Below are 23,628 nucleotides of genomic sequence, written 5' to 3'. Positions count from 1 at the left end.
TATGCTTAGTACATCGAATGGGGCGTTCGGCTGAACCTGAAGGTTGCTTGGGGCATTTGAATGACGAAATACGCCAGTTTCGCGCACAAACACGATCGGCTCCTCTACATGGTTCGCGTCACTTTGGTGATGGGATTGATCTTAGGTGTCGTCAGAGTTTTCAACGTGCCTTACGGGTATTGGGCGCTGATCACCGCAGTCACCATACTTGGCGCGATTCCCTTTGTGGGCGGTGTGCTGTCAAAAGCCAAGCAGCGAATTGCTGGCACCATGATGGGTGGCGCGTTGGGCTTGGCCTTGTTTCTCATTCCGCCTGAATATCACTGGACGCACCATGTCGCCTTCTTTGCCCTGCTCATTGCTGCCATGTATTTCACGCAAGAACATTACGCTTATGCCGCACTCATGGCTGCAGTGACTATCGTGATTGTCGCCGGTGGCGGGCCTGCAGATTTTGAAGCCGCGGGCTGGCGAATGTTAAATGTGTTGTGGGCTGGCGTTGTCGCGGTTGTGGTCAGTGTGTTTGTTTTCCCCGCCAAGGCCACTGACGAGTTTCTGTTCTTGCTTGAATCGTTTATGCGCGAACTCAACGTTTACTACACGCAACATATTGAATCGGCAAAACAAGGCGTTTTTAAGCCTGCGCATGCTGATAGGTTGAACACCTTGGTCGACAAGCAACAAAGCATTTTGCCTCATGCACTGAAAGAATCTGGTGTTCACACGCCTGCCCTCAATACCATATTGCTGATTGAAAAACGGCTTTATGCCGAGCTTGAGGCGCTGATCAGCGCCCAGTGGGATGCGCAACAAGGGAAAGACGAGATCAGTGAACTAGATGGGCTTATCAACACACAATATTCGCTCGCGATGCAGTTTGATGCACTTGCACAGCAAATCTCCAACAAGGAGGTAACAGCGGTTGATCAGGAAGACATTGGCATCCTCAATCTGACCTCCGACAAGATTGCTCATCCCAAAGGCGACAGTCGTGATATTAGCTATTTTGGCTATCTGTGGTTGAACCGAGAAATGGCGAGGCAATTTGCTCAATTGACCGTCGTGACCAAGAAGGTGTTCGCCTATCAATAAGTGCATGAATGAAGGATTGCTGGGTTCGATGTGGTTTACCCGACTGCCCCCAATAAAGGTAGACTTATTGTTCTGAACACGTATGATCTCGGATAACGTTACACTAAAACACCATAAGTGGTTGTTTAAAAATAAGATTTAGAATCCATTATGATCAGAGACACAACACTCGCGCCTTACAGTAAATGGACAAAACCTTTTGTTTCAGAAGTCGCTGAGATCATTAACCTACTGAAAGACAACGGCTATGACGCGAATCAGCTAATGAGCGTGACTGGCCTACAGCCAAAGAACGTGAACAGTTGGACGGCGCGTTATAAAAACGAACCTGACAACGTGTCGTCTATTCCTTATCCGTGCTGGTGTTTTTTGTGTGCCCTTGCAGGTAAGCCGAATATTCAAAGCGACGGTGAAGCGATTCAGGTCAACGTGCGAAGAGTGCTGTCTTACTTCAAGCCAACCGCGTTTAGACCAAGCGATGTTTTCGTATGCCCAACCAGCGAGCAATTTAGCAACCTGATTGATAACGAGAACTACGAAACGCTGACGACTGAGAAGCTGTCTGACGTTTTCCATTGGAATGCTAAGAACTTTGCACACGGTATTTCGCAAGGCTCGTTACCATTCCTAAACTGGAGCCTGATCGTTATGACGCTCGGCATTGATATCCAGAAAATGATTCTGAAGAACCTCGAAGGCCCAGTCTCAATCGACTAGTCTCGAAGCTGACTTTCAAAAGCTAGGTTTTTAAAAGCTAGGTTGTTAAAACCTAAGCTCTGAAAGCTAAGCCTTGAAAGCTAAGCCTTGAAAACATGTGCCTTGAAACTGAGGTTTTAAAGCGAAGAATCATAAGAAAGCCTGCATATTGCAGGCTTTTTGTGTTTTCAGCGCTGTTAGATTTTAGGCGCGATTATTCTTAAACAAAAAACCACGTATGCAAAAGTCTCCCCGGCATGAACGCAAACGCGCCAGCAACCACTAGAGCCATAACGTAGAGAATCACCATGGCGTTACGGTGTTTCTTTACATCACCTTTTCTGATGGCAATGTATGCTTCAGGTACTGTATACAAAGTGACAAGGCTGAGAATGTGAATATAGCCGAAGTGATAGAGTACTTGCGGGCCAACTTGCGCAGGAATAAACAATGCTGAGATAGCGGTGATCATCATCAACAGCATGTAGATCTTGCCCAGTAGCTTATGAGTGGGGCTTCCCTTTCTTCTCGCCAACAAATACGTGCCAAGACAAAAAGACGCAATCGCCGTCGCCAAGTGAAAGTAAATTAGCGCTAAGTTTTCCATCCCTCTACCGTACCTTTCTTTATCCGTTTATTCGCTTAATTGAGATATACCCATGCATTTTGACAACCATATCAAAGCTTCCGAAGCCATCGATTAACATGGCCCTATTCTTCGACAGATACCCGAATCAGCGTCAAAACATGGAGATAAAAAGCGCCAGTTCAACGGGGAGTCACATTTGATTGTTAACCCTGCTAAGTACATCGAATGGATTGAGGTGCGGGAATGTTCCGGGGACATAGAAAGTAAAAAAGCCGCTGAGCAGTGGAGTTCAGCGGCCGTATAAAAAGTGAAGCAGTATCAGTTCAAGATTCCTAGGGCTTCAGCCACCATATCGATATTACCTAGGCCGCCTGAAGGGATATAACCGCTGCCAGAAAAGCCTGTAAACGCACTGCTATCAGAGCCAATGAGTGTATTGATCGTAGTGCCTTCGTTCGTGACAACAAATACATCTGGCCCGGCGGTATCGGTAAAGGTTTGGTCAATCACTTCATTGCTCAACGCGGTGACGCGATTGATGCTATCAACAGACCACCAGTTGGCGATAAAATCCGCCCCACCGACATGACACTCTGCCGTTGCTTCTACAACATCGCCAGTAATGCCTAAAGCATATTCGCTATCGCCAGGTACATTGACCTTCAAGTTTGCGGTGCTGCATGTATTAGGATCATTGTCTGTCAGTTCATTAACGATGCCCTTATCCAAAACGATGTTTTGCAATCCTGCGCGTTTCATGGCGCCGAAGTAAGCCGGTGACGATGTTTGGTAGCTCAGTGTGTAGTTGTTGAAATCGGCACCGTTCACACTGTCATTTGAATACGTAGTGGCAGGAAGGTTGGCGACGTTGATAGGGGTACCCACCTGTACAATCGCGACGTTTTCATCAGTGCTAACTCTATCTTTTGCGTCTGTCACTTGAATGGCTTCGCAAGCGAGTGAGCGCACAATCAACATGCCAACATCATCCGAACCATCGAAGACAAAACCCATGTCTGTCAGGCTATTCACTGTGACGCCTTCTGGCACCTGAGCGTTTAAGTCAGCTTTTGATACAACAATACCACCAGCAATTTCTCGGCAGTTCGAGAAGTCGACGTCGGAATTGCTTAGTCTTATTTGGTTATTGTGACAGGCCGTAACGCCTAAACACAATGCGCCAATAAGGGCAATGCGAGTGTTGATTGGTACTCTGTTCTTTTTCGTTGTCATGCTCGTTTTCATGGGATGACTCCGGTTTAATATATAGCGTATGAGAAACGCCTACTTGAACGTAGACAGTTGCTGCCCAGTGACGAAATCAAAAGAAGCCAGTACCAGTTGGTAGACGGTTTCGACTTCTCTATCTGTGGTTGGTGTATAGATCATCACAAACCCTTCCCACCCTTTTCTTTTGTTCGCCCACGGGTGAGCAATCGCCCAACCACCATTGACCGCCTTGACGGCTAACGAAGGAGACAACGAGGCATGCAAACTGCCATCGGGGTGCATGTGTGCAAATTCGCGTCCGCCAACAATGGCTTGTGGGTTACTCAATGTGACGTGTTCTTCAATCCAAAACGCCGTTGCCCCTGGCATTGAAATCACGGTATCTCTGATATCAACATCAGGAATACGAGATGCTCGTGTCATCAGCTCTCGTATTAAAGCAGGGTTAGATTCCCCACCTAATTGAACATGCGGCACACCGCTTGTGGTGGCAGGCACTGGCGTGGTTCTTATCGGCAAAGGAGCAAATTCACTCGCGTGTGTTGCCTGTGTAGCAATGCTTGCGAAAAGTAATGCAGCGATAAGCAGCGGTGTGCGCGTTAATGTCATGGTGTCTTCCTTCACATTGAGTCTCGCCAACTCGGCTCAGGACAAAACTACAGCAATCCCATTGGTTCTGTTATCCTGAATTATGAGAAGACATAATTCCGCAGAGCAGAACAATGATTGATTACCTAAAGCATATGGCGATATTTGCCCGCGTGGTAGACGAAGGTTCTTTCCGCGCTGCGGCAAAAGATCTGAACTTGGCGCCTTCTCGAGTCAGCCAAGCCGTATCTGATCTGGAAGACCATTTGGGCATCACCTTGCTCTATCGCACCACACGTAAACTCGCGCTAACTAATGAAGGACGAATGTTTTATCCGCGTGTGGTCGAAATGCTACGCAACGCCGAAATGGGTTTGGATGAGTTAAATGCCTTGTCTGTCGAGCCTGTTGGCACCTTAAGTCTCTCCTTACCTGCTTATATGGCTTCTTCCCGCCTCTCTACGATCCTTGTAGAATTCATGCGCGAATATCCGCGAGTTTCTTTGTCCATTTCATATACCGATCATCCGGTGGGGCTGCTAGACAGTGGCTTTGACCTGAATATTCGTATGGGCTGGTTAGACGACAGTTCCATGGTGGCGCGCAAACTGGGGGAATATCGACGGGTATTGGTGGCAGGCGCTGACTATGTGGCTTCACGTCCGAGCCCTATTACGCTAGACGATGTTCAGTCGTGGGATTGGATCAGTTACAAACAGCGAAATGAGAACATTGAATTCACCGCGAATGACGAAAAACGTGTCATTCCCTTTAATAACTATCGCCTACAAGTCGACAGTATTAATGCCCTGCTTCATTTTGTGCAGCAGAATATCGGTGTCAGTGTCTTGCCGTGGCACCTTGCAGAAGAAGGCGTGAAGTCAGGCAAACTTATCCATCTACTGCCAGAATGGTCACTAAATCCTTTAGGCTGTTACGCCGTGTGGCCGGACAAATCACGCAGAGCAAACCTGACGCTTTTGCTCGCACGCTTTTTGGCCGAGAAGGAACAATATTATTCTGTCACAGAGCCGCGTTAGTGCATGATAGCGTGTTGAAGAAGACAGCACCTGATGTTTACGAGTCTGTTCACAAGGGACATCGCGTACCTGAATCTTACTCGTCCAGCTAACTCTGATTTTTCACCGCCAACAGACTCGCCCCCATTCCAATGAACAAGCCACCACTGATTCGAGTGAACCAACGAATGCCGTCAGGGTGAGTCATCATGCCTTTGGCTTTATTTGCGATGTAGCCATAAGTAGTTAAAGACAGGAATGAGAAAGCCATAAAGATTAACGTCATGACGACAAATTGCGGGGCGATAGACTGCGTGGTATCAAGAAACTGAGGAAACAATGCCGCAAAGAAAAGGATGGGCTTAGGGTTGGTCGCCGCAACAAAAAGCCCTTCTTTGAAAAATGAGGCATTTCCACGACGTGCTAAGTCAGGTTTTTCGAGATTTGGTTGAGCAAGCGGTGCACTGCTTCGCAGTTGCTTGATACCCAAGAACACCAAATAACAAGCACCAACCACTTTTAGCGCAGTAAATAATGTACTTGATGTCAGCACGATGGCACTTAAACCACTAATAGACAGCGTCGATAACAGCAACAATCCAAGAATATTGCCCAATGCAGAAGCCATAACGGCGTGGGTGCCATTCATGGCTCCGTTGTACATGGCCAGAAATATCGCTGGGCCGGGGCTAATGATGTAGAAAAATGACACAATGCTGTACATCACCAAAATATCGACACTCATTGTTTTCTCCTTAAATCACTGAGTTCTTGTTGCTGTTACTCCAGCATACCAGCAACACACGGACACAAAAATGGGCTGCAAATAATGCAGCCCATTTCGTTTAACGCTTATTGTACTGCCTCGCAATCCCTCTTATTTCGTGGTTTGCGTCATGACATAGCCATTCTATTGCGTGTATTCATGACGAACTTGTTGTTACCCGTTCATTGCATACCCGCATTATCTACCCACATTGAGGACGTCGATGTTCACGCTGACGCCTCGAAAACGCCATTCCTTAGCCACAAAAAAAGCCACCGAACCCATTAAAGGTAAGGTGGCTTTCTATTAACAATATTAGAGAGGGAGAAACCGCTTCAGCCGACTCCCACTGTCAATTTGTAGCATTTGTTTGTGGCGTTTGTCGCTTACAGCGAAATAAATAAGCCAGCCAATGCCGCACTCATCAGGTTCGCCAAAGTTGCAGCGCCAACCGCACGAAGACCCAGCGTTGCCACATCATGACGACGCTCCGGTGCCATTGCTCCGATAGATCCCAGCTGAATGGCAATCGAACCGATATTGGCAAAGCCACATAGTGCAAAGGTCACAATCACTTGGCTGTGATCAGAAAGCATCGATTTCACGCTTTCAAAATCTAGGAACGCCACAAATTCGTTCATGATGGTCTTCTGACCAATCAAAGAACCAACAGTCAGCACTTCACTCATCGGAATGCCAATAACCAGTGCCAACGGCGCGAACAAAACACCGAAGATGCGTTGCAGCGTGATCCCTTGGTAACCAAACCACTCGCCCACGATTTCAAAACCCGCGTTGAACATGGCGATCACACTGATAAAAGCCACAAGCATCGCGCCCACTGCAACCGCCACTTTCACGCCATTCATCGCGCCAGACGCAAGTGCATCAATCGCGTTAGCGTCCTCGCTTTTTTCTAGCTCGAAGTTGGATTGGTCCATCGTTTGTTCGCGCTCAGGCACCAACATTTTCGCCATCAACAAGCCACCCGGTGCCGCCATAAAGCTGGCCGCAATCAAGTATTTCAGCTCAACACCCATCGCGGCGTAGCCACCCAACACCGAGCCCGCGACAGACGCCATACCGCCAACCAATACCGCGAACAGCTCTGAACGTGTCATCGATGATAGGAATGGGCGAACCACCAAAGAGGCTTCACTCATGGAGAGGAAGATGTTGCCTGTCGCAGCCACAGACTCGATTTTACTGGTGCCCAGCAGGCGATGAATTGCGCCGCCCAGCACTTTGATCAGCCATTGCATCACGCCAAGGTAGTAAAGCAATGACACCAACGCCGAAATGAAGATGATGAGAGGAAGCACGCGGATAGCGAAGATGAAATCGCCACTTGCAAGATTACCGAACACAAAGCCAATGCCTTGGTCAGCGAAAGAAAGGATAGATGAAACGCCGTTACTCAGTGCAACAAGTGCGGATTGCCCAAAAGGAATATAAAGAACGAGGGCAGCAAAACCTGCTTGAAGACCAAATGCACCCAAAACGGTGCGCCAATTGATATCGCGACGGCTTTCTGACAATAAGTACGCGCACGCGAGTAGAGCCAATATACCGGCCAAACTGAAGATGATTTGCATTATGTTACCTTGCTTTAGTATCTGGATTTAGGCGGGCGCTCTAATCCACACGCGTGCGAAGACAACACTATTGGCAGGACATGCAAAGTGGTGTGCTTTACCATCACGGTGAATGAATAAGGCCCGTAAATGCTCACAGTTACGCTGGGCCCAGTTCCGTGGGGCAAGTATCCATTTTGCAGCCGATTGAAAGCTGGCTGAATCTACTTTTCGTTCATGAAAAGTAGCCTCTGTTACCGGTGGCGGAGTATATCCGTATCATATTTCCCCTGACAACCAGTTATTTTGGCCATGAGGTGGTCAAATCCCCCTATTTTCTTCATGGATTCTTTTAAAAACAAGCCACTAAGCGAAACGCGTTTATTTTTTCTCAGAGTGTTTTCAAAATAATTTGACCCGCCCCGCAAACAATCCCCCGATTAAATGCGCATTGCATCAACTGGCATAAGATTAATCATTAACATAAAAACAACGGCACGTGTTCCTGACAGGAACCAAGAGTACGCCTAGCGATTGCTGAATTTTAGGGAAGAAAATCTATGCCAACCGCTTATCAGACCGACGTTCGCCCCATCACCGCGACCATTGACGGGAAAGGCCCACATATCGTGACGAGCCTTTCAATGAGCGCAGAGATTTCAAACCACTGCACACTGAACGCCTCCTTGGTTTGCGAAGATCTCATCGCCGATAAATCACTGGGAAAAGTGATTAAGTTTGACATTAAGAGTCCGCAAGAAGACACGTCATTACTCGGGCTGATCACCACCATTTCGCTGCAAGGCTACAGCGAAGAAAAAGAGCTTTATTATTACTCTTTAGAAGCGAAAGACCCCCTTTCACTGCTGGCTTATCGTCGAAATCGCAAAATCTTCCAAAGCATGACGAGCAAGCAAATCATCGAAGATGTACTCAACGACGCAGGCATAAAAAGTAACGCCAAAATATCCGTCTCAGGTTCAGGCACAACCCACGAATATTGCACCCAAGCCGATGAGACAGATCTAGGATTTGTTCAACGGTTAATGAGCTTTGAAGGCTGGCATTACCATTTTGACCATTCAAGCAGCAAACCCATGATCACCGTGGGCGACAGCAACCAAGCATTCAAGGCGATTACTGACAACACGTTCACTTACCAAACGCCCAACCCTGATCCCTCACGAGAAGTCACCAGCTGGTTGACTGAAACGCGCGTCAACACATCCACTATCTCTTTGGGCGATCACAGCGAAGCCTTGGCAGAAGCCATTACCAGTGGGGATAAGAAAACCGCCAGCTCCGCGTTTGTGTCTGGGCTCAGCCAATATCACTACGGACAAGGCTTCTCAGATAAAGCCGCCATACGTGATAGCGCCAAGCGTCAAATGGAGATTCACGACAGCGGCAAGATCATTAGCTTTGCACAGTCCAAAGTCGCGACCTTGGGTGCTGGCAGTAAATTCAAACTCACCCAGCACCCAATCAGCTCCTGCAATCAAGAATACGTGGTCATCTCCATTCAAACTGAATACGCAGGTGCTGAAAGTGGCAGACCGTTCGAGTGTACAAACCACTTTCAGTGCATTCCTTCTGCGACACCCTACCGCGCAGCCTTTATCGACAAACCACGCATACACAGTATTCACACGGCCACAGTCACCGGCCCTAGCAGCGAAGAAATCTACAAAGACAAATCAGGACAAGTGAAAGTTCAGTTCCACTGGGATACAGAAGGCAAGAACGATGAAAACACCTCTTGCTGGCTGCCCGTGGTTCAGGGCGCGGCGAGCAATGGCTTTGGTATGCAATTTATTCCGCGCATTGGCGATGAAGTGCTGATCAGTTATATCGAGGGAGATCCTGACCGACCTGTGGTATCAGGATCCATTTATAACACCAAGAATGTCCCGCCTTATTCTGCCGCCACGCAAAGCGGCATTAAAACCCGCTCGACACCGAAAGGTAGCAGCAAAAACGGGAACGAATTACGCTTCGAAGACAAGAAAGACAAGGAACAAGTTTTCCTGCATGCGGAGCGTGATTTGATGGTCGAAGTGCTGAATGACAGCACACGCACTGTGACAGGAAAAGAAGCGCTCACCGTCGAGAAAACCATCGACATCAGCAGCAAAGAAGCCTTCACCGCGAAAACCGACGACAAATATACCGCCAGCAGTAAAGCTGACATGGCCTTGTCCTCAGACAAGAACGTTAAAGTCGATGCAGGCAGTAACGCCGAAGTCTCTGCCACTTCAAAAGTGTCGGTAGACGGACAGACGATCGAGATCAGCGGCAAGACCAAGATTTCTTTGTCTGTGGGTGCGTGCAAGCTCGAAATCAGTGCCAGTGGCATCAAGCTCGATGCGCCACAAATCAGTATAAACGGCAGCGGAAAAGCCGAACTCAAAGGGGCAATGGTGACAGTCGAAGGCTCAGGAAAAGCCGATATCAAAGGTGCAATGGTCAGCATTAACGGTAGTGCCATGGCAGAAGTAAAAGGCGGCGCCATGGTGCAAATTCAAGGCGCGATTGCGAAGGTGAACTGATGAGTTTTGTAAAGATCCCCCACCCGTTCGCAGAGAACATTCTGTGCCAATACGAGCCACAAGACGGTATCAAACCGTTGATTGAAGCGGGCATGACCCCAGAACAATTACTGAATCGCGCCCTGCAAGAAGGCTTGAATGCCGATGCCGTGATCTTCCTTGCCCATGGCCTACCTGTTCGCGAAGCCGTGTGGTGGGCGTGTTGCTGCGCCGGAACGCGACAAGATTGGGATGACGTACAACTGGATGCGATTCGTGCCGCCAAAGCATGGGTACACACACCAGACGAAACCAGTCGTCGCTATGCTGAATCGACCGCCAATGCCGCCACGCTGCAAAACGGCGCTGGTTGGGTTGCACAAGCGGTATTTTGGAGCGGTGGCAGCATGACAGGTCCATCGGACCCTGTTGTTCCACCGCCCGAGTATTTGTACGCACAAGCCGTCGCAGGCTCTATCAACCTTACAGCTATCTTGCCAGACGGCGCGGAAGCAGAGGCGCGATACAAACTGTTTATCGAAATGGGCTTAGACATTGCCAACGGCGGCAATGGAAACATAGGAAACGCAGCATGACATTACCTGCAGCCCGTGCTGGCGACATGCACGTTTGCCCGATGCAAACCCCAGCCGTACCGCCAATCCCGCATGTTGGGGGGCCAATATTGCCTATGCCTTGTACCGTGCTTATTGCCAACATGCCTGCCGCAACGGTCGGCCAAATGTGTACCTGTGTCGGCCCACCTGACACCATCACCAAAGGCAGTGCAACAGTGTTATTTGGCAACCTCCCCGCAGCACGAATGGGTGACATGACGGCGCATGGCGGCACGATCGTGGTGGGTATGCCCACCGTCTTGATCGGCGGTTAAATAATACGCATAATCGGACCCTGCTACGTAATAACGCAATCACACATTCAACCACGCACTTCATAATACCAAGGAAGAACCATGTCGTTATTTTCCGGCTTCGCGCTGTTTCTCGCCCTACTGCTATCGGTGATCATTCCAGGGCCAAGCGTGATGGCAGTGGTTTCGCGATCACTCTCCTTTGGCATGAAACAGGGCTTAATGGTGGTTCTCGGTGTGGTAGTGGCGGATTACATCTTCATTTGTCTGGCACTTTCTGGATTGTCAGCGGTTGCGACCGCCATGGGTGAGTTTTCCGTTTTTCTCAAATACGCAGGGGCGGCTTACTTGATTTGGCTGGCTTACAAAAGCTGGACATCACCAACGTCAGACAGTGACATGTCCGCACAAGATGCATCGAAAGCCAAAGGGTCTTCCAGCTTTGCCATGGGCTTGGTGATCACCTTATCTAATCCAAAAGCCATCTTGTTTTACATGGGCTTCTTTCCCGCGTTCATTGATGTTCAAGCGCTTTCAGGATCAGGCATTCTAGCCGTATTGATTCTCTCAACGATTGCCGTTTGCGGCGTATTGAGTGGCTATGCCATCTTGGGCGACAAAGCCACTCGCATCTTCAATGGCAAAAAAGCCAAAGCACGCATCAATAAAGTATCAGGTAGTATTTTGGCAGCTTGCGGCGTGGTATTGGCGATGAAAGTGTAAGACACAAACGCCGCCTAAAGACTTATAGGTTTATAGGTTTAGAGGTTTAGAGGTTTAGAGGTTTAGAGGTTTAGAGCGCACCAAGACCAAATTCTGACAGCAATACGCTGTCCAGTTCAACTGCCGAAATCACACGCTTCTCTTTGGTATGGTCTGGAAACGTCTTCGTGAAAGACAACCCTGACAGGGTCGCACGGTATTCTTGGTTTAATCGAGTGACAACCATATCTTTAGTAAACGATGAGTCTGGCGATGTTTGGGTAAATTCACATGACTTTTTAAAGTCTGGTGCGTGCTTAACGTCTGTATTGAACGCGTAGCGATATTTCCATTCGTCATCTTCAAACAAACACAACACTAAATAGTCGTCATTGTATTGCTGAATGCGATACCTCACACCCTCGCCAATGCTTTCGTCACTGCGCTTTATGTTGATGGGAAATCCATAGTGTTTCCCATTACCCACGTCGACCAAGTAGTCATTACCGTCCAAATTGACCAACAGTGCCATGTGGTCGAACTTATTTCTCAGCGTTTCAGCGGGGAACATTTCCGCGGCAATGTATTGAACCTTGAACCCTATCTCTGAAAGCGCCCAAAAGAACAAAGCATTGTTCTCGTAGCACACCCCCCCTCTGCGCTTCTCCACGATTTTGTGGAAAACCGCTTGGTACTCATAATCGAGTGGGATGTTTTTCATGATGTACGTGTTCTCAAACGGAACACTACGCACAAACTTCTCTTGAAGCTCAGACAGGCACGCCAAGGATACTTCGGCTTTCCCCTCGAACTGAATGCGGTTTAAAAAGTCTTTAATGTTCATATTTGCTGCCCTAGAGGAAAACGACATGATAAACCCAAACAATGCAGGAGCGCTATTGGACAGAAGCAGTTTAGGCGTTGCGCACTCAACCGACGATTTCGGATAAGCAGAGGTTGGGAAAAGAGAAGCTCAAATGTGTCTACTGCGTTGATGGCTATTCACCCAAACTATTTTTATGAACTGTTTTCCAATCACCAACTGGAGAAAAGCCTGGCTTATTTCTAATCTCACTTTCTGTAAATTTAATTAGCTCTTCATCAGACAACTCTAAATTCACAGGAAACTTACAAGGCTGATTAACATGCCACGGTGTATCTGCGAAAATTTCAAACCTATTGTTTTCAGGGTCACGAAAATATATAGACCAAGTAGTGCCGTGAGAAACTGTTTGCAAACTCATTCCAGAAACTGACTTTAATGATGAATTGAAAGCCTTCAATTCATCAATATTTTGCACTCTAAAGGAGATATGATCTATCGGACTTTCAAGAGCCCTGCGCGATTCCACAGGACTTAAAACAATCTGATGATGCTCTTCTGGGTTCCGGCTTAAAAAGACCATACCATTTAGCCCTTTACCTCTATCCGTCACTACAAAGCCTAATTTACTCGTATAGAACTCTTCCATCTTAGATAGGTTTTGAACGTATAATTCAATATGACTTAATTGCATGTTTGGGAAGATAGCTTTATTCGTGGTTTCCATTTTCATCTTTGATATCCTAAAACCCGCTTAAGTGTTGAAAAGAACAATACAACGTTAGCGCATACCGACATAATCAATAAAACCAACGCATGATAGAAATGCCACGCGTTGCGAACCCGTATTAAAGCGTTTATATGGGATCGAACTTAAATCCAACGGGGTAGCTATGCAAGCCATCAAAGTCACCTTTGCTTAAAGGGGTACCATTTTTTCTAGCGATTGCATACACCATACTGGCATGGAACATATAATTAGGAATTATATACTCAAAGACAAAACGACTTTGAGGGAGATTTACCTCAGAGAAACCTGCTGAGTCTGACATGATTTTACTATCATCAAGCTCGGTTATATCTGGCAACGACTCCAAGTGAGTTTTTACCCTTTCAAGTAACCTGCAAACCGAACCTTTGCCGGTTTCATTAAGCTCATAAGAAACCAAATCAACTGAGGCTATTGGGGAGTAACCTCTCAATAAAAAATTTGCTGCCACTTGTGCGTTCAACTCAAGTGAAAACATGCCTTCTGACAGCGCGTCTGCAAATAGGTTATCTGGAGTTTTATCAATGATGACACCTAGTTGATGTAGATAACGAAGGAATAAGTCCTTGATTAAAATATTCATTTTGCTCTCCTATATCCCTAACGTAGCAATACCAGGTTCTTGCCAAACCGCCACAGACTGCTTTAATCCTTTGCCTTCAATACACTTTGAAAAGCGGCCGCAGTGGTGAAGCATCACGTTGATTACCTTGATACTCATTAAGCCTTCTATCCAGCTTAACCCTCGGGCTAAGCTGGAAGGTGGCAAACCAACACGGTGCTGACTCAATGAGATTTTATAACCAACAGCATAACTATTACTGCGGCATCGGTCTGCCTGCGAGCATTCTTTACGTTCGTGTTATGCTCTGAGACGGCGTTGTGTGGCATGAAGACGATGATAAAAATCAATCATTGACGCAATCGTCGTTTGCTATACCGCTCCAGACGAACTTCTGTTGCATTAACATTTGAGCTGTCAACCAACTCAAAAATCTCTGACTCAACACGCTCCGCAACCTCGAAACCTAGAGCCTCAAAGATCTTCACATTACCAGTTTGCTCAACGCACCAAACTGATAGCAAGTCTGCATTTGAGAACATAAGCCCTGCTTCTAAAATCAAGTTTCGTGCTACGCCTCTTTTACGGTACTCAGAAATCACAGCAAGTGCACGTAAATCAAGCGTGTTGCCAGACAACTTGGCCTTTATAAGCCCCACTAACTGATGATCCAAATAGTATCCCAAACAAGTCCAGTCATCTGTTGAACTAGCTTGGTTTCTTTGAGCTTCGGAAGTCGGGCGATAGATTTTTCGTAGCTCGGAGAAGCTTATTTTTGATAGAGATAAGAGCGACGGTTCTGTGCCACTTACTTGCTTTATCATTTATTTCTCCTTTGCGGTATAACAGCGCCTTAAAAGGCTAAAAACACAAGCCTAATATGTTTTAGCCACCATAAACGCGAAAATTTCAAAAACCAAAAAATGATCCAGTGTTTTTAGTCCCACTCAAGGCTTTGTTATACAAATGCTTCCATTGCAGCAGACAGTTTCTTGATATGATTTTTAGCTAATTCTGTATCGTTTCTGCTAAGCCACTTTATGCAATCAAACAATTCCCAGATCAGACCGTCATCTCCTCGATAGTAAGCAGGGAAATCCTCATGCCTGGGTGGTGGTGCATCGGTAAGCCTGCCCTCAACAATGTCCAATTTATCAAACAGTATTTTAAATGGATGAGAAATACCAAAGTCCTCTGAGACATCTAAACAGTGGATCTCCGCACTAGACATATCATTGAATATGTACTTCTTAAAATACCCATTTTTATTGGAGTCATGAAAATCGGCGAAGCTGTAAAAGATATCCTTACCCGACTCGAAACGAGAAAAGCTAGGAGAAGCAGCTTTGTGGTAATTATTCTCCGTAAAAACAAGGATGTCAGCATCGGAAACTCGGTCCCCAGTTCCCGATGCCAGTGAGCCTAGTAGTACAGCTGCGACCACATCTCGCTCCGGATGAAATGCTGAATACACTGACTCAACAAGTTTCTCTTGAAGAGGCAAATGCTCAAGATTTAATTCAACCAAACTAATACATTCTCCTTTTTTGTATAACGAATGACATGGCTCTCCCCTCATGTGGATTTGCCACACTTAAGTGCCATTTTCAAAACCGGAGGTTCCATGTTTTCTTTAATCTTTTGCGGTGTTGTAGTGGTTCAATGACCTCGCCAAACACCGCTTCTCTTTGCATGCGGTTGATAATCGTGGAAAGGTCTTTCTTTACAAATCGGTTTTTCGCGCCAACTTACTGACTAAATTAGCAAATATTTCACCCATGAGTATAGGTCTTGAGGCTTGAAGTGGTGCGCATTATTGGGCGAGGGAGCTCATTAAACTCAATCATGATGCGCGTATTATGGCGGCGAAATATGTGAGTGTGAAAGCAGAGTGTTCGTAGTATCTGAAAACCAATAATGTCCTCGATTTGGGTTATATCTCCAATAACCAGGCGGCTTCTCCCATCGGTGTTATTCCTATGACGAAAGAACGGTGTCGCTATAAAGGTAAACGTGCCATCCAAGGAGGACGCGCCCAAGTAAGAACTGTCCTTTACATGGCAATGATGTTAGCGACGCAATGTAACCCAATTTTCAAGGCAACTTACAAGCGCTTGTTGGATCTGGAAAGCCCAAAAAAGTCGCCATCATTGTATGCGTGAGAAAAATGGTTGTTATCTTAAACTCTATGCGCAGAGACAGTGTTGTGTGGAATGAAGACGACGCTAAAATCAATCATTGACGCCATAATCGTTTGTTAGCTGCGTTTCAAAACTGGTAATACTTCAGCGGTTTCAGTATCTAGCATTTCTAAAACACTTTCAAAACCATGTATAGGAGACCAACCTAATTTCTCACGTGCGGACGACGAATCATATACGCGATCTAAGCTTTGAGGTAATTGCCAACTTCTTTGTTGAAATGCTAGCGCGATTTCTGAACACTTACGTTTGATAACAGCTCCAGCTTCAGTATATAGAGCTTCGCAATCAGAAAAATGAAAAGGTGTTGCACCTGAGATGATAAAACGATTAAAACCACTTAAGCGTTTTTCCACAGCACATAAATGAGCATTTGCTACATCGCGAGCATCAATACCACGAGTCAGGCGAAATACAGCCATTAAATCCGCAGGCTCAGGAAAGCATCTCGACATTTGCAGCACAGTCACTGGAAGCTGAAACAGATTTGAAATTTCTTCTAGCTTAGTTTCAGCCGCAATTTTACTTTTATGATAAATCGACTTGGGTTGAGGGGTAACTTCCTCATCAATCCAACCTGCAATACTTTTAGGTGTCGAGGCATAGCCGTACAACGCGGTTGTACTGGTAAAAATAAAGTGCTTAACACCTGCTTTTACTCCAGCCAAAGCCAATTTCTCAGTCGCATCTACGTTGATAGATGTAAACTCTGAATCAGGTACTAAACCAACATGAGGAGCATGAAGAGCAGCTGTATGAACGATGACATCAATATTTTCAAGAACCCCATCAATCAGAACGCTATCACGGATATCACCAATGTAATCGGCTGTTGAGCAAGGTGTTTTATCAATGCCGACTACGTCATGTGTTCGCATTAATTTAATATAGATTGCACGCCCGACCCTACCCGAAGAGCCTGTTATCAAAATTCTCATTACGACACCTTACTAATGATTAACCACAAAGCAGCTACCGTAGCCATAAACAGCGAGCGCGATTTTCGCGAGTCCTGCCCCGAAGGGGGCGATGTTTGATGGCCTTGTTAGCCTCGTGTGTTTAAGAAGCCGATAGCTCCACAAGTAAGACCAACAAGTGCTCCTACCAAGCCATACCATAGTCCGGCTTGACCAAAGCTGAGATTACCCTGCCACAAACCAAGCGTAATACCTGCATAGGAGCCTACTAAACCAATTGCTGCTCCCAAATAACCATAAATAACAGGATTAGAGCGATCTTGGCTTTTCGATGAATGAATACATAGTTGTTCTGGCTTGATTTCCAAAGCAGAAGATAAAGCTAACTTGGTTTCCAATGAAGCAGTACCCGTATTTTCAACTCTTTGCACTGTTCTTAAGCTTAATCCTGAAGCATTGGCTAGTCTCTCTTGAGACCAAGATTTTTTAAGTCTGAGTGACTTTAATACTTCTGAGTTAATCATAACTTCCATGTTTAGCTCCAAATCAAAAAGAGCTTCAATAATCTAATTTACAAACAGAAATCTCTACGACAGCAATACGACAATCAGCCGCCAATCGATGAAAATAGGGGGCTAACGTCGCCTTAAAGGGTTAACAACACACACTTCACGTGTTATTCCCACCTTAAACGCGAAAATACAAAAACTAAATAATGACCCAGTGTTTTTAGTCCCGTTCAAGGCTTTGTTATGAACAACATACTAAGCCTCAGTCTTAGATGTGCGTATCAAGTGCTCCAAAGCCATATAAAACTTTTCTGTGCAATAAATTGAGCCAGCCATAATGACTACTATTGAAAAGATCCCCAAGATCTCGTTGTACTGAAAGATAATCGGTGTGCCTACTATAACCATTTTAAAGCCGATAAAGCAGCTTGCTGCCCACACAACAATCCTTTTAATACTTATTCGCTTTACCATAACTATCCATTCCTTTGAGTTGCTTCATAACAGTGTATTAGGTGACAAAATGTCGGAATCAAACACGACATCTTTACTGTTAACAACAATGTATCATACCGATTTTCGCCGTTAAATATTGATCTAAAAGAATATTTTCATCATTCCAAAATCCGCGTTTTGGAAAAACGACAGAATCTTATTTTTCCACACTACGAGGTAGCTTCTTTAATTCTGTTCTTTTACACAGTTAAAAGGTTCAGGGTAGATTAGTAAAGGTAGGGCAATGGTGCGTCTCTTCTCTGGGCTGAAAATGCGCCAAGCCAATTTTGCGGTATAAACGCACCAGAATGAAAAGCCGAGTCTTATCACTCGGCTTTGGTTCTCTGGGTTCAGAACGCTAGGCTTTGAATCACTATGGCTGCTTTCTCAGCCAGTCCATGGTTTTATCAATCCGTTGTCTTCCTGCCTCCGATAGTTCAGCTTTGTCTAATTGCCTTAACCAGCGAATCAATGCATACCAATCGTCTGAAGCTTGAACGACGCCCTCGCCTTTCGCTTGGGCTTCTGAAGAGAACCCTTTGCTCATATGCCAAGCGCTCAGATTTTTGCGCGACAAACCAATAGGCATTGCCGCACCAAAATCTATCAAACACACACGATGGCTTATCTGGTTCCACAGCACATTGGATGGCTTTATATCACCGTGAATCCAACCGGCTTGGTGACAATGACATAAGGCTTTTAGTATCGCAGGTAGCAAAAGCGTGAAGGCTTCCGCTTCATGAGGGCTCATATCAATCATTGGTAGCATGTCAGGGTAGTATTCCAGTGCCATAAAGCTAGTGGCGGGATAGAGCGCAATTGCCTTTTGAACGCCCTCCCCTTTACACGCTGACAACGCTTCCCATTCGCGCTCTAAGCTAGATTTCTCTGATCCTAAAGGCGCTCGGCGCAACACAACTGCGTTACCCGTCTCAATCTCTGTTGCCAAGTACGCATTCGGCACGGGTTTCGAGCTGAGTTGCTCCGTCAGTGTGAATTTTCTGTCTAACACCGTCCCCACTTGCCAGCTTTCCTGCATCGCAAGGGTTTCCGCTAACAACTTAAGATGGTCTGGTGTCATCAAAGCCTCCTAGGCAAATCGAACTGAGTGAACAAGCCTTTATCGAGCACAACCACACTGTCTTGCAGCGTGTAATCAAGCACGATCTTGTGCGTATCTAACTCATAGTTGAGTTTGTTGATTCGGCGATCGCTGGTTGCGCTGCTCGCGCCATCAAAAATCGCTCTAAACAGAGCCCACTCGCCAGAATAAGAGCGCGTCGCTAAGCGATTGTCCCCTTGATAGAAACTGGTGCTTAGATAGCCATCAATCCCCATCGACGGCCAAGACACATTGCTCCACACTCTCGGGCCATGACGATAACTGAATACATTCTCCACCTCACGGATCTGAAATTCTGTCACGTCTGTGCTCATCGAGCTTGGACGCAACGACACTTGCAGTGCCAGCTCTTGCCCCGCCGAACCAAAGAACAGTTCGCTAATGGTTTTGGCTTTCTTAAGTTGGTCACGGGTCGATGCCGAAATCGGCATGGCTTGACCATCAATTTGTCGCAGCTTCAACAAGCCGTTATCCCAATACACAAACGGTGCGAGCATTTGGTCGATGAAGCTATCAAGCTTGCCCTGTGGCTTAAAGAAGCTAGAGAAATCATCAATCGCCACTTCCCCGCGCCCTTGCAACGCAAACGGGAATCGCCCAGCAACGGTTGCTGCGTAATATTGATAAACCTGCTCATCCCATTGCTTATTCAAGTATCCCGCACTGGCGTAGATCACTTGCTGCCACGACTGTCGCTCGATAGATTTAACCCAACCTGCGACTTGCGCTGGCGCTTTGCTTGATTGACGACCAAACAACACCAAAGCATCTTGACTGCCTTGTGCGTGGGCGATGGCGTAATCCATCATCACTTTGCCCGGATCAGGGCTCGTCAACGCCGTATCAAAGTAGGTATTGAGGCTGTCGAACTGAGCAATAAGTGCATCAACAGGCAATGGGCTTTTGGCATCACCCTGCCCTTTCAAGAATGCGCTGTAACTCGCGAAGGTCTCATTCACGACATAAGACGGTTGAAGCTTCAACAGCTTGTCGCCCGCTACGCCATTGACCTTGTCAGCAGTTTTGGCGGCTTTTGCAACTTTGCCTAACTTGAGAAGTTTCGCTCCCTGTTGAAGCGCTGCCGCGTCACCCGTTTCTTCTTTTGCTAGCGTGGTGTTAATCACGATGGCATCGAGCAAATCCAGTAATGGCCCACTTGAGGGTTCTCGTGAAAGACGCAGTGAATAACTCAAGTCATTGGTTGATGTAAATTTTCTCACCTCGATATTGCTAAGAATATCTTGCCAACGGTAGATGTAATCCGAGAAGTACAAACGTTGAATTTGCTTACTGAGCGCCGTCATTTCGGGAATCGAGACAGGCGACAAATCACCCTGAATCGCGCGAAACTCTTGGTACTGCTGTTTCAAGACAGGAGAATTGGCCGAGAGGTCAAGGCTGTCATATCCCTGTTTCGTGAATATTTCCGGCATCACATAGCCATGGAACCCGTCAGAGAAGGCGAACAGAACGTCGAACTTGTCTCCTAGCTGGCGTCGAACATCCACTTGCGCACGATACGCAGGCAAACTCTTTAATCTGGCATAGATCAAACGCTCAGGTGATAAGCCATCGAGGTTGCTTGATGCCACAGAGATCAGCTCTTGGTTGGCCTTAATAGCGTGGTCGTACTGACTGTCAAACAAGTCTTCAAGCAAAAGGGAGAGCGATTTCACGTCATCAATGGATGCTTCCCCTTGGTCTTCCAGATTCTCAAGCAGGTATGAAATCAGCGCTGCCTTATCCAGTTGCTGCTTATCAAAAAGCATCTTGTAGTAACGCAGGATCTCGAAAATACGAGTGGGATTTCCTAAGCTCACGTACACGTAAAGCTCATTACTGATCAGCTCTTCAACCCGGGGCAAGAGGAACAAATGCAGTTGTTCTTCGTAGGTGCTGTAAACCTTATTCGCGGTATCTTTTTGCTGAACGCTAACTTGGCTATACCAAGGTCGCGGCGCGATTCCTTCTTTCACCACACCACGTAGCTCGCTCATGACCGAAATCGTATCAATTACCGTGTGCGATTCTTTGGCTAACCGTTCGATATCACTTTGATACAAACCGAGCTGGGTGAGTGCCTGACTGCGCCACGCTTCATCGTTATCCCAATTCTCCTTCATTGCCGCCGACACGCCGCCAATGACGAGGAACGCCACTGCGACCATGGCAGTTCTCGACACCAAGTAACGTGTTTGACGGAACATGTTCATGGCCGTGATTTTGCGCTCAGGCAACAGCACATCAGAAAACAATCGGCCAGCAAAATAGCCACGTCGTCCAGGCAATTGCTCTCTGCGAACCAAGGCATTAAATTCCGCACGTTCTGCAATTGCTTGAGTCAGTAAGTCCAACTCTTTACCGCTTTGTCCGCTTGAAGCCAAATAGATGCCGCGAACCCATACTGCGCTCCGAACACGGTTTTCTCGGCCAACTTCAGCCATCAATGCGCGGGCTTGATCAAAGAAAATACGCAATTGATAAGGCAGTGCGAGCACAGAATCCGTGCGTTCATTGCTGACATTTCGCAGCAAGGTCATTTGCTGTTTAGCGAGATCTTTAAGCAGCAGTTTTACTTTTTCATCAAACTGAATGGTGTCGAATCGGCGCGTGTCGTCATTTGCTAAGGTAATACCGAACGGGTTATCGACATCTCTTCCAGAATAGCTTTCAAAGAATGGAACGAAGTCAGCAATCGTATCTGCTTTGGTGAACACGCTATAAACAGGTAAATCAACGCCGAGAGCTTCACACAATGAAAGTACTGCATCTTGCAAAGTCGCCGCGAGCGCCTGTGCGTCTTTCTTGTCGGCTTCGATCAATTGATTGGCTTCAACAACCGTCAAAACACCATTCAAACCTTGTCTAGGGCGGTATTTCATTAACTGTTGTGCCAGCACCTTCCATAAGGCAGGGTCCACACCATCATGATCAAAAAGCCGGTGCCCCGCTTCAATCACCACGATTTGGTCATTGCTCCAGAAACGAAGATATTGCGTCGCGTCCGTTTCACTCAGCTGAATATCAATGACTGGCTCGAGATCATTCTGACGAAGCAGCGCACTCTTAGCACTGTTTTGACGCCCGATGAGCACATACCAAGGCAATGAATACATGCTCGAGAGTTTACGGTTGCCATCGCCTTTGATTTTTCGGGTCGATGCCGCAAAGATATCTCGAATCGCTTTGGTGTCTTGTTCGAGCAAGACCTGCTGCTCATGTTTTTGAATCGATTCTTCCGTTTTTGGCTTTGAGAAAAGGCCAAAGGCCAATACCAAGAACGGCAAAACAAATGCAGCGATGAGAAACGCCATACGCGCCCAAGCCATGCTGGAATCAACAGGAACGGACCACCAGCCAAGCAAGCATGCACCTGACAGAGCCAGTGCAAGCAAAAGGAGTAAGAATGCCTTTTTCATATTATTGCTGCGCCCTCCTGATCGTCGCATTCAATCCGTAGCGAACGTTCAGTTCATTTTTGAGTTTTTTAATCGCGTTCAAGTTATTACCGGCATCCAAGATGACTTCTATCCCTGAATCCGTTTCGACGGAATGCGTGTCATAGCCAGATTTGCTTAGATTGCTGGAAAGCTTGAGCACATCCGCCGACTCAGAGAACACGGCCAGCAAGATTTCCCAATCAACCGTGACGGAAGAAGGTGTTGTCACTTCTAGGTCTTTTGGATCGTTCAACGGCAACAAACCCAAATCTTGTTCGTTGCTCACGTACACCAAATCTTTATTGGTTTTCGCCAAATCCACGTCAGACAAATCGAGGGTAGCAAACTGGCTAAGCAAGGCATCACTGCGGGTGTGATACCAATATTCAGACGCGAAATATCCACCGCCCAATAACACGCAAGACAGCGTGATTATTTTCGCCATGCTCAATGGTTTTTTCGGCTGTGTGTGGGTGTGCAATTCAGGAGTTCGAGGAATAGGAAGCGGCGATTCTTCGCGATAGTGACGAAGAATGCCGTAAACGTCCGATTTGATGTCATGCAGCGCACCCGGCTCAACATGGCGATAGCGACCTTTGAAACCAAGCATGACCAAGACATATTGAAGCTCAATAAAGTCTGCAAGTTTCGCGGGTTGTTGGCAGGCTTTTTCTAGCAACACGAAGAACACTTCACCGCCATTGCGCTGATTAAATACCTTGCTCAACAGGGAGTGATTTTCCCATCGTGCGCGTTGACCCCACTCGGTATAAAGAATGATTTCATCGAACGCTGCACACAGCACAAAACAGGCTCGGTCTATCACACTCGGGTGATAATCAAGGTACAAGCCTCGACGTTTAAAGTTGGCGATACCGTCTAGCACTTGTTGGCGAAAGCGTTCCAAATCTCTTGGCTCGCCTTGGCGCGGTAAGGTCACCAAGGTGCCGAGCAGTTCTGTCGCAGCGTTCAACAACGGGCTGCCATAAACCGCTAGGTTTTCAATCAACTGACCGCTATCACCCAATTCAGGCAAGGCTTCTTGAGCCACAGCTTGTGCTTGGGCGTGTACATCCAATTGCTGCCGACGGACAACAATGGTGGGTTCTTCGTTAAAAAGTCCGCTCATAC

The 23,628-nt window shown here is 46.7% G+C and carries 23 protein-coding genes and 2 pseudogenes; 9 read left to right on the top strand and 16 right to left on the bottom strand.

All coding sequences use genetic code 11. The features are described 5' to 3' along the window. The first annotated feature begins 60 nt into the window (after nt 1-60). Nucleotides 61-1,092, top strand: a complete 1,032-nt coding sequence (locus Q365_RS0110690) for an FUSC family protein (protein ID WP_028023339.1) — start codon at nt 61-63, stop codon at nt 1,090-1,092. 150 nt (nt 1,093-1,242) lie between these two features. Next, nucleotides 1,243-1,809 (top strand): hypothetical protein, encoded by a 567-nt coding sequence (locus Q365_RS0110685; RefSeq protein WP_028023338.1) that lies wholly within the window; start codon nt 1,243-1,245, stop codon nt 1,807-1,809. 199 nt (nt 1,810-2,008) lie between these two features. Here the strand turns inward: Q365_RS0110685 and Q365_RS0110680 are convergent, their stop codons facing one another. The 3 genes from Q365_RS0110680 to Q365_RS0110670 form a co-directional block, all read right to left on the bottom strand. After that, the gene (locus Q365_RS0110680) at nt 2,009-2,395 is read right to left on the bottom strand and encodes a DUF2306 domain-containing protein (RefSeq protein ID WP_028023337.1); all 387 of its coding nucleotides are present in this window, start codon (nt 2,393-2,395) and stop codon (nt 2,009-2,011) included. Nucleotides 2,396-2,695: 300 nt separating this feature from the next. Further along, nucleotides 2,696-3,622, bottom strand: a complete 927-nt coding sequence (locus Q365_RS0110675; protein ID WP_028023336.1) for a hypothetical protein — start codon at nt 3,620-3,622, stop codon at nt 2,696-2,698. A 39-nt stretch (nt 3,623-3,661) separates the two neighbouring features. Then, entirely contained in the window at nt 3,662-4,216 is a 555-nt protein-coding gene (locus tag Q365_RS0110670; RefSeq protein ID WP_028023335.1) for a luciferase domain-containing protein, read from the bottom strand. 113 nt (nt 4,217-4,329) lie between these two features. Here Q365_RS0110670 and Q365_RS0110665 point away from each other — a divergent pair, with 113 nt between their 5' ends. Then, nucleotides 4,330-5,235: a LysR family transcriptional regulator gene (locus Q365_RS0110665; RefSeq protein ID WP_028023334.1), complete on the top strand. Its 906-nt coding sequence runs from the start codon at nt 4,330-4,332 to the stop codon at nt 5,233-5,235. 88 nt (nt 5,236-5,323) lie between these two features. Here Q365_RS0110665 and Q365_RS0110660 read toward each other — a convergent pair whose 3' ends face one another. Both Q365_RS0110660 and Q365_RS0110655 read right to left on the bottom strand, forming a co-directional pair. After that, nucleotides 5,324-5,959, bottom strand: a complete 636-nt coding sequence (locus Q365_RS0110660; protein ID WP_028023333.1) for a LysE family translocator — start codon at nt 5,957-5,959, stop codon at nt 5,324-5,326. Nucleotides 5,960-6,366: 407 nt separating this feature from the next. Continuing rightward, on the bottom strand, nt 6,367-7,575 hold the full coding sequence (locus tag Q365_RS0110655) for a NupC/NupG family nucleoside CNT transporter (RefSeq protein WP_028023332.1): 1,209 nt from the start codon (nt 7,573-7,575) through the stop codon (nt 6,367-6,369). Nucleotides 7,576-8,114: 539 nt separating this feature from the next. On the opposite strand from Q365_RS0110655, the gene Q365_RS0110650 reads away from it, so the two are divergent. From Q365_RS0110650 to Q365_RS0110635, 4 genes are all read left to right on the top strand, one after another. Next, the gene (locus tag Q365_RS0110650) at nt 8,115-10,103 is read left to right on the top strand and encodes a type VI secretion system Vgr family protein (protein WP_028023331.1); all 1,989 of its coding nucleotides are present in this window, start codon (nt 8,115-8,117) and stop codon (nt 10,101-10,103) included. After that, nucleotides 10,103-10,678 (top strand): DUF6931 family protein, encoded by a 576-nt coding sequence (locus tag Q365_RS0110645; protein ID WP_028023330.1) that lies wholly within the window; start codon nt 10,103-10,105, stop codon nt 10,676-10,678. Before Q365_RS0110650 ends, Q365_RS0110645 begins: the two co-directional genes overlap by 1 nt. Next, nucleotides 10,675-10,974, top strand: a complete 300-nt coding sequence (locus Q365_RS0110640; RefSeq protein ID WP_028023329.1) for a PAAR domain-containing protein — start codon at nt 10,675-10,677, stop codon at nt 10,972-10,974. Before Q365_RS0110645 ends, Q365_RS0110640 begins: the two co-directional genes overlap by 4 nt. Nucleotides 10,975-11,055: 81 nt before the next feature. Then, the gene (locus Q365_RS0110635) at nt 11,056-11,676 is read left to right on the top strand and encodes a LysE family translocator (RefSeq protein WP_028023328.1); all 621 of its coding nucleotides are present in this window, start codon (nt 11,056-11,058) and stop codon (nt 11,674-11,676) included. 70 nt (nt 11,677-11,746) lie between these two features. Here the strand turns inward: Q365_RS0110635 and Q365_RS0110630 are convergent, their stop codons facing one another. The 6 genes from Q365_RS0110630 to Q365_RS0110605 all read right to left on the bottom strand — a co-directional run bounded on the left by Q365_RS0110630 (nt 11,747) and on the right by Q365_RS0110605 (nt 15,343). After that, the gene (locus Q365_RS0110630) at nt 11,747-12,499 is read right to left on the bottom strand and encodes an arylamine N-acetyltransferase family protein (RefSeq protein ID WP_028023327.1); all 753 of its coding nucleotides are present in this window, start codon (nt 12,497-12,499) and stop codon (nt 11,747-11,749) included. A 154-nt stretch (nt 12,500-12,653) separates the two neighbouring features. Next, complete coding sequence (locus tag Q365_RS0110625) at nt 12,654-13,211, bottom strand: VOC family protein (RefSeq protein WP_211254250.1); 558 nt, start codon at nt 13,209-13,211, stop codon at nt 12,654-12,656. A gap of 124 nt (nt 13,212-13,335) precedes the next feature. Beyond that, on the bottom strand, nt 13,336-13,830 hold the full coding sequence (locus Q365_RS0110620) for a DUF1993 family protein (RefSeq protein ID WP_028023325.1): 495 nt from the start codon (nt 13,828-13,830) through the stop codon (nt 13,336-13,338). A 9-nt stretch (nt 13,831-13,839) separates the two neighbouring features. Further along, entirely contained in the window at nt 13,840-13,968 is a 129-nt protein-coding gene (locus Q365_RS27335; RefSeq protein ID WP_281173698.1) for a hypothetical protein, read from the bottom strand. Nucleotides 13,969-14,159: 191 nt separating this feature from the next. Then, nucleotides 14,160-14,633 (bottom strand): GNAT family N-acetyltransferase, encoded by a 474-nt coding sequence (locus tag Q365_RS0110610; protein WP_028023324.1) that lies wholly within the window; start codon nt 14,631-14,633, stop codon nt 14,160-14,162. A 134-nt stretch (nt 14,634-14,767) separates the two neighbouring features. Further along, nucleotides 14,768-15,343, bottom strand: coding sequence for a nucleotidyltransferase domain-containing protein (locus Q365_RS0110605; RefSeq protein WP_028023323.1), 576 nt, complete (start codon nt 15,341-15,343; stop codon nt 14,768-14,770). 154 nt (nt 15,344-15,497) lie between these two features. On the opposite strand from Q365_RS0110605, the pseudogene Q365_RS27165 reads away from it, so the two are divergent. Both Q365_RS27165 and Q365_RS26425 read left to right on the top strand, forming a co-directional pair. Then, a pseudogene (locus Q365_RS27165) lies at nt 15,498-15,686 on the top strand (IS110 family transposase); the annotation flags it as partial. 36 nt (nt 15,687-15,722) lie between these two features. Continuing rightward, a pseudogene (locus Q365_RS26425) lies at nt 15,723-16,051 on the top strand (transposase); the annotation flags it as partial. Nucleotides 16,052-16,066: 15 nt separating this feature from the next. Here the strand turns inward: Q365_RS26425 and Q365_RS0110595 are convergent. From Q365_RS0110595 to icmH, 5 genes are all read right to left on the bottom strand, one after another. Further along, nucleotides 16,067-16,948 (bottom strand): NAD-dependent epimerase/dehydratase family protein, encoded by an 882-nt coding sequence (locus Q365_RS0110595; RefSeq protein ID WP_028023322.1) that lies wholly within the window; start codon nt 16,946-16,948, stop codon nt 16,067-16,069. A 107-nt stretch (nt 16,949-17,055) separates the two neighbouring features. After that, nucleotides 17,056-17,460, bottom strand: a complete 405-nt coding sequence (locus Q365_RS0110590) for a helix-turn-helix domain-containing protein (RefSeq protein ID WP_028023321.1) — start codon at nt 17,458-17,460, stop codon at nt 17,056-17,058. Between the two features lie 844 nt (nt 17,461-18,304). Beyond that, nucleotides 18,305-19,015: a protein kinase domain-containing protein gene (locus tag Q365_RS0110580; RefSeq protein WP_028023319.1), complete on the bottom strand. Its 711-nt coding sequence runs from the start codon at nt 19,013-19,015 to the stop codon at nt 18,305-18,307. Beyond that, on the bottom strand, nt 19,015-22,476 hold the full coding sequence (gene tssM, locus Q365_RS0110575; RefSeq protein ID WP_028023318.1) for a type VI secretion system membrane subunit TssM: 3,462 nt from the start codon (nt 22,474-22,476) through the stop codon (nt 19,015-19,017). Before tssM ends, Q365_RS0110580 begins: the two co-directional genes overlap by 1 nt. 1 nt (nt 22,477) lies before the next feature. Continuing rightward, entirely contained in the window at nt 22,478-23,626 is a 1,149-nt protein-coding gene (icmH, locus tag Q365_RS0110570; protein WP_028023317.1) for a type IVB secretion system protein IcmH/DotU, read from the bottom strand. Nucleotides 23,627-23,628 lie beyond the last annotated feature (2 nt).

It is taken from the genome of Enterovibrio calviensis DSM 14347 (genome assembly GCF_000621165.1).
In the GTDB taxonomy this organism is placed as follows: domain Bacteria; phylum Pseudomonadota; class Gammaproteobacteria; order Enterobacterales; family Vibrionaceae; genus Enterovibrio; species Enterovibrio calviensis.
Note: the sequence above shows the minus strand (reverse complement) of the source record. Positions and strands in the feature narration are given on the sequence as shown.

What these genes read in the sequence shown, in the direction of transcription:
- Q365_RS0110650 (WP_028023331.1), top strand. Translation starts at nt 8,115, where the DNA reads ATGCCAACCGCTTATCAGACCGACGTTCGCCCCATCACCGCGACCATT.
- Q365_RS27335 (WP_281173698.1), bottom strand. Translation starts at nt 13,968, where the DNA reads ATGAGTATCAAGGTAATCAACGTGATGCTTCACCACTGCGGCCGCTTT.
- Q365_RS0110610 (WP_028023324.1), bottom strand. Translation starts at nt 14,633, where the DNA reads ATGATAAAGCAAGTAAGTGGCACAGAACCGTCGCTCTTATCTCTATCA.
- Q365_RS0110590 (WP_028023321.1), bottom strand. Translation starts at nt 17,460, where the DNA reads ATGGAAGTTATGATTAACTCAGAAGTATTAAAGTCACTCAGACTTAAA.
- Q365_RS0110580 (WP_028023319.1), bottom strand. Translation starts at nt 19,015, where the DNA reads ATGACACCAGACCATCTTAAGTTGTTAGCGGAAACCCTTGCGATGCAG.
- Q365_RS0110630 (WP_028023327.1), bottom strand. Translation starts at nt 12,499, where the DNA reads ATGAACATTAAAGACTTTTTAAACCGCATTCAGTTCGAGGGGAAAGCC.
- Q365_RS0110675 (WP_028023336.1), bottom strand. Translation starts at nt 3,622, where the DNA reads ATGAAAACGAGCATGACAACGAAAAAGAACAGAGTACCAATCAACACT.
- Q365_RS0110680 (WP_028023337.1), bottom strand. Translation starts at nt 2,395, where the DNA reads ATGGAAAACTTAGCGCTAATTTACTTTCACTTGGCGACGGCGATTGCG.
- Q365_RS0110670 (WP_028023335.1), bottom strand. Translation starts at nt 4,216, where the DNA reads ATGACATTAACGCGCACACCGCTGCTTATCGCTGCATTACTTTTCGCA.
- Q365_RS0110660 (WP_028023333.1), bottom strand. Translation starts at nt 5,959, where the DNA reads ATGAGTGTCGATATTTTGGTGATGTACAGCATTGTGTCATTTTTCTAC.
- Q365_RS0110620 (WP_028023325.1), bottom strand. Translation starts at nt 13,830, where the DNA reads ATGAATATTTTAATCAAGGACTTATTCCTTCGTTATCTACATCAACTA.
- Q365_RS0110635 (WP_028023328.1), top strand. Translation starts at nt 11,056, where the DNA reads ATGTCGTTATTTTCCGGCTTCGCGCTGTTTCTCGCCCTACTGCTATCG.
- icmH (WP_028023317.1), bottom strand. Translation starts at nt 23,626, where the DNA reads ATGAGCGGACTTTTTAACGAAGAACCCACCATTGTTGTCCGTCGGCAG.
- Q365_RS0110665 (WP_028023334.1), top strand. Translation starts at nt 4,330, where the DNA reads ATGATTGATTACCTAAAGCATATGGCGATATTTGCCCGCGTGGTAGAC.
- Q365_RS0110645 (WP_028023330.1), top strand. Translation starts at nt 10,103, where the DNA reads ATGAGTTTTGTAAAGATCCCCCACCCGTTCGCAGAGAACATTCTGTGC.
- Q365_RS0110595 (WP_028023322.1), bottom strand. Translation starts at nt 16,948, where the DNA reads ATGAGAATTTTGATAACAGGCTCTTCGGGTAGGGTCGGGCGTGCAATC.
- Q365_RS0110655 (WP_028023332.1), bottom strand. Translation starts at nt 7,575, where the DNA reads ATGCAAATCATCTTCAGTTTGGCCGGTATATTGGCTCTACTCGCGTGC.
- Q365_RS0110640 (WP_028023329.1), top strand. Translation starts at nt 10,675, where the DNA reads ATGACATTACCTGCAGCCCGTGCTGGCGACATGCACGTTTGCCCGATG.
- tssM (WP_028023318.1), bottom strand. Translation starts at nt 22,476, where the DNA reads ATGAAAAAGGCATTCTTACTCCTTTTGCTTGCACTGGCTCTGTCAGGT.
- Q365_RS0110690 (WP_028023339.1), top strand. Translation starts at nt 61, where the DNA reads ATGACGAAATACGCCAGTTTCGCGCACAAACACGATCGGCTCCTCTAC.
- Q365_RS0110685 (WP_028023338.1), top strand. Translation starts at nt 1,243, where the DNA reads ATGATCAGAGACACAACACTCGCGCCTTACAGTAAATGGACAAAACCT.
- Q365_RS0110625 (WP_211254250.1), bottom strand. Translation starts at nt 13,211, where the DNA reads ATGAAAATGGAAACCACGAATAAAGCTATCTTCCCAAACATGCAATTA.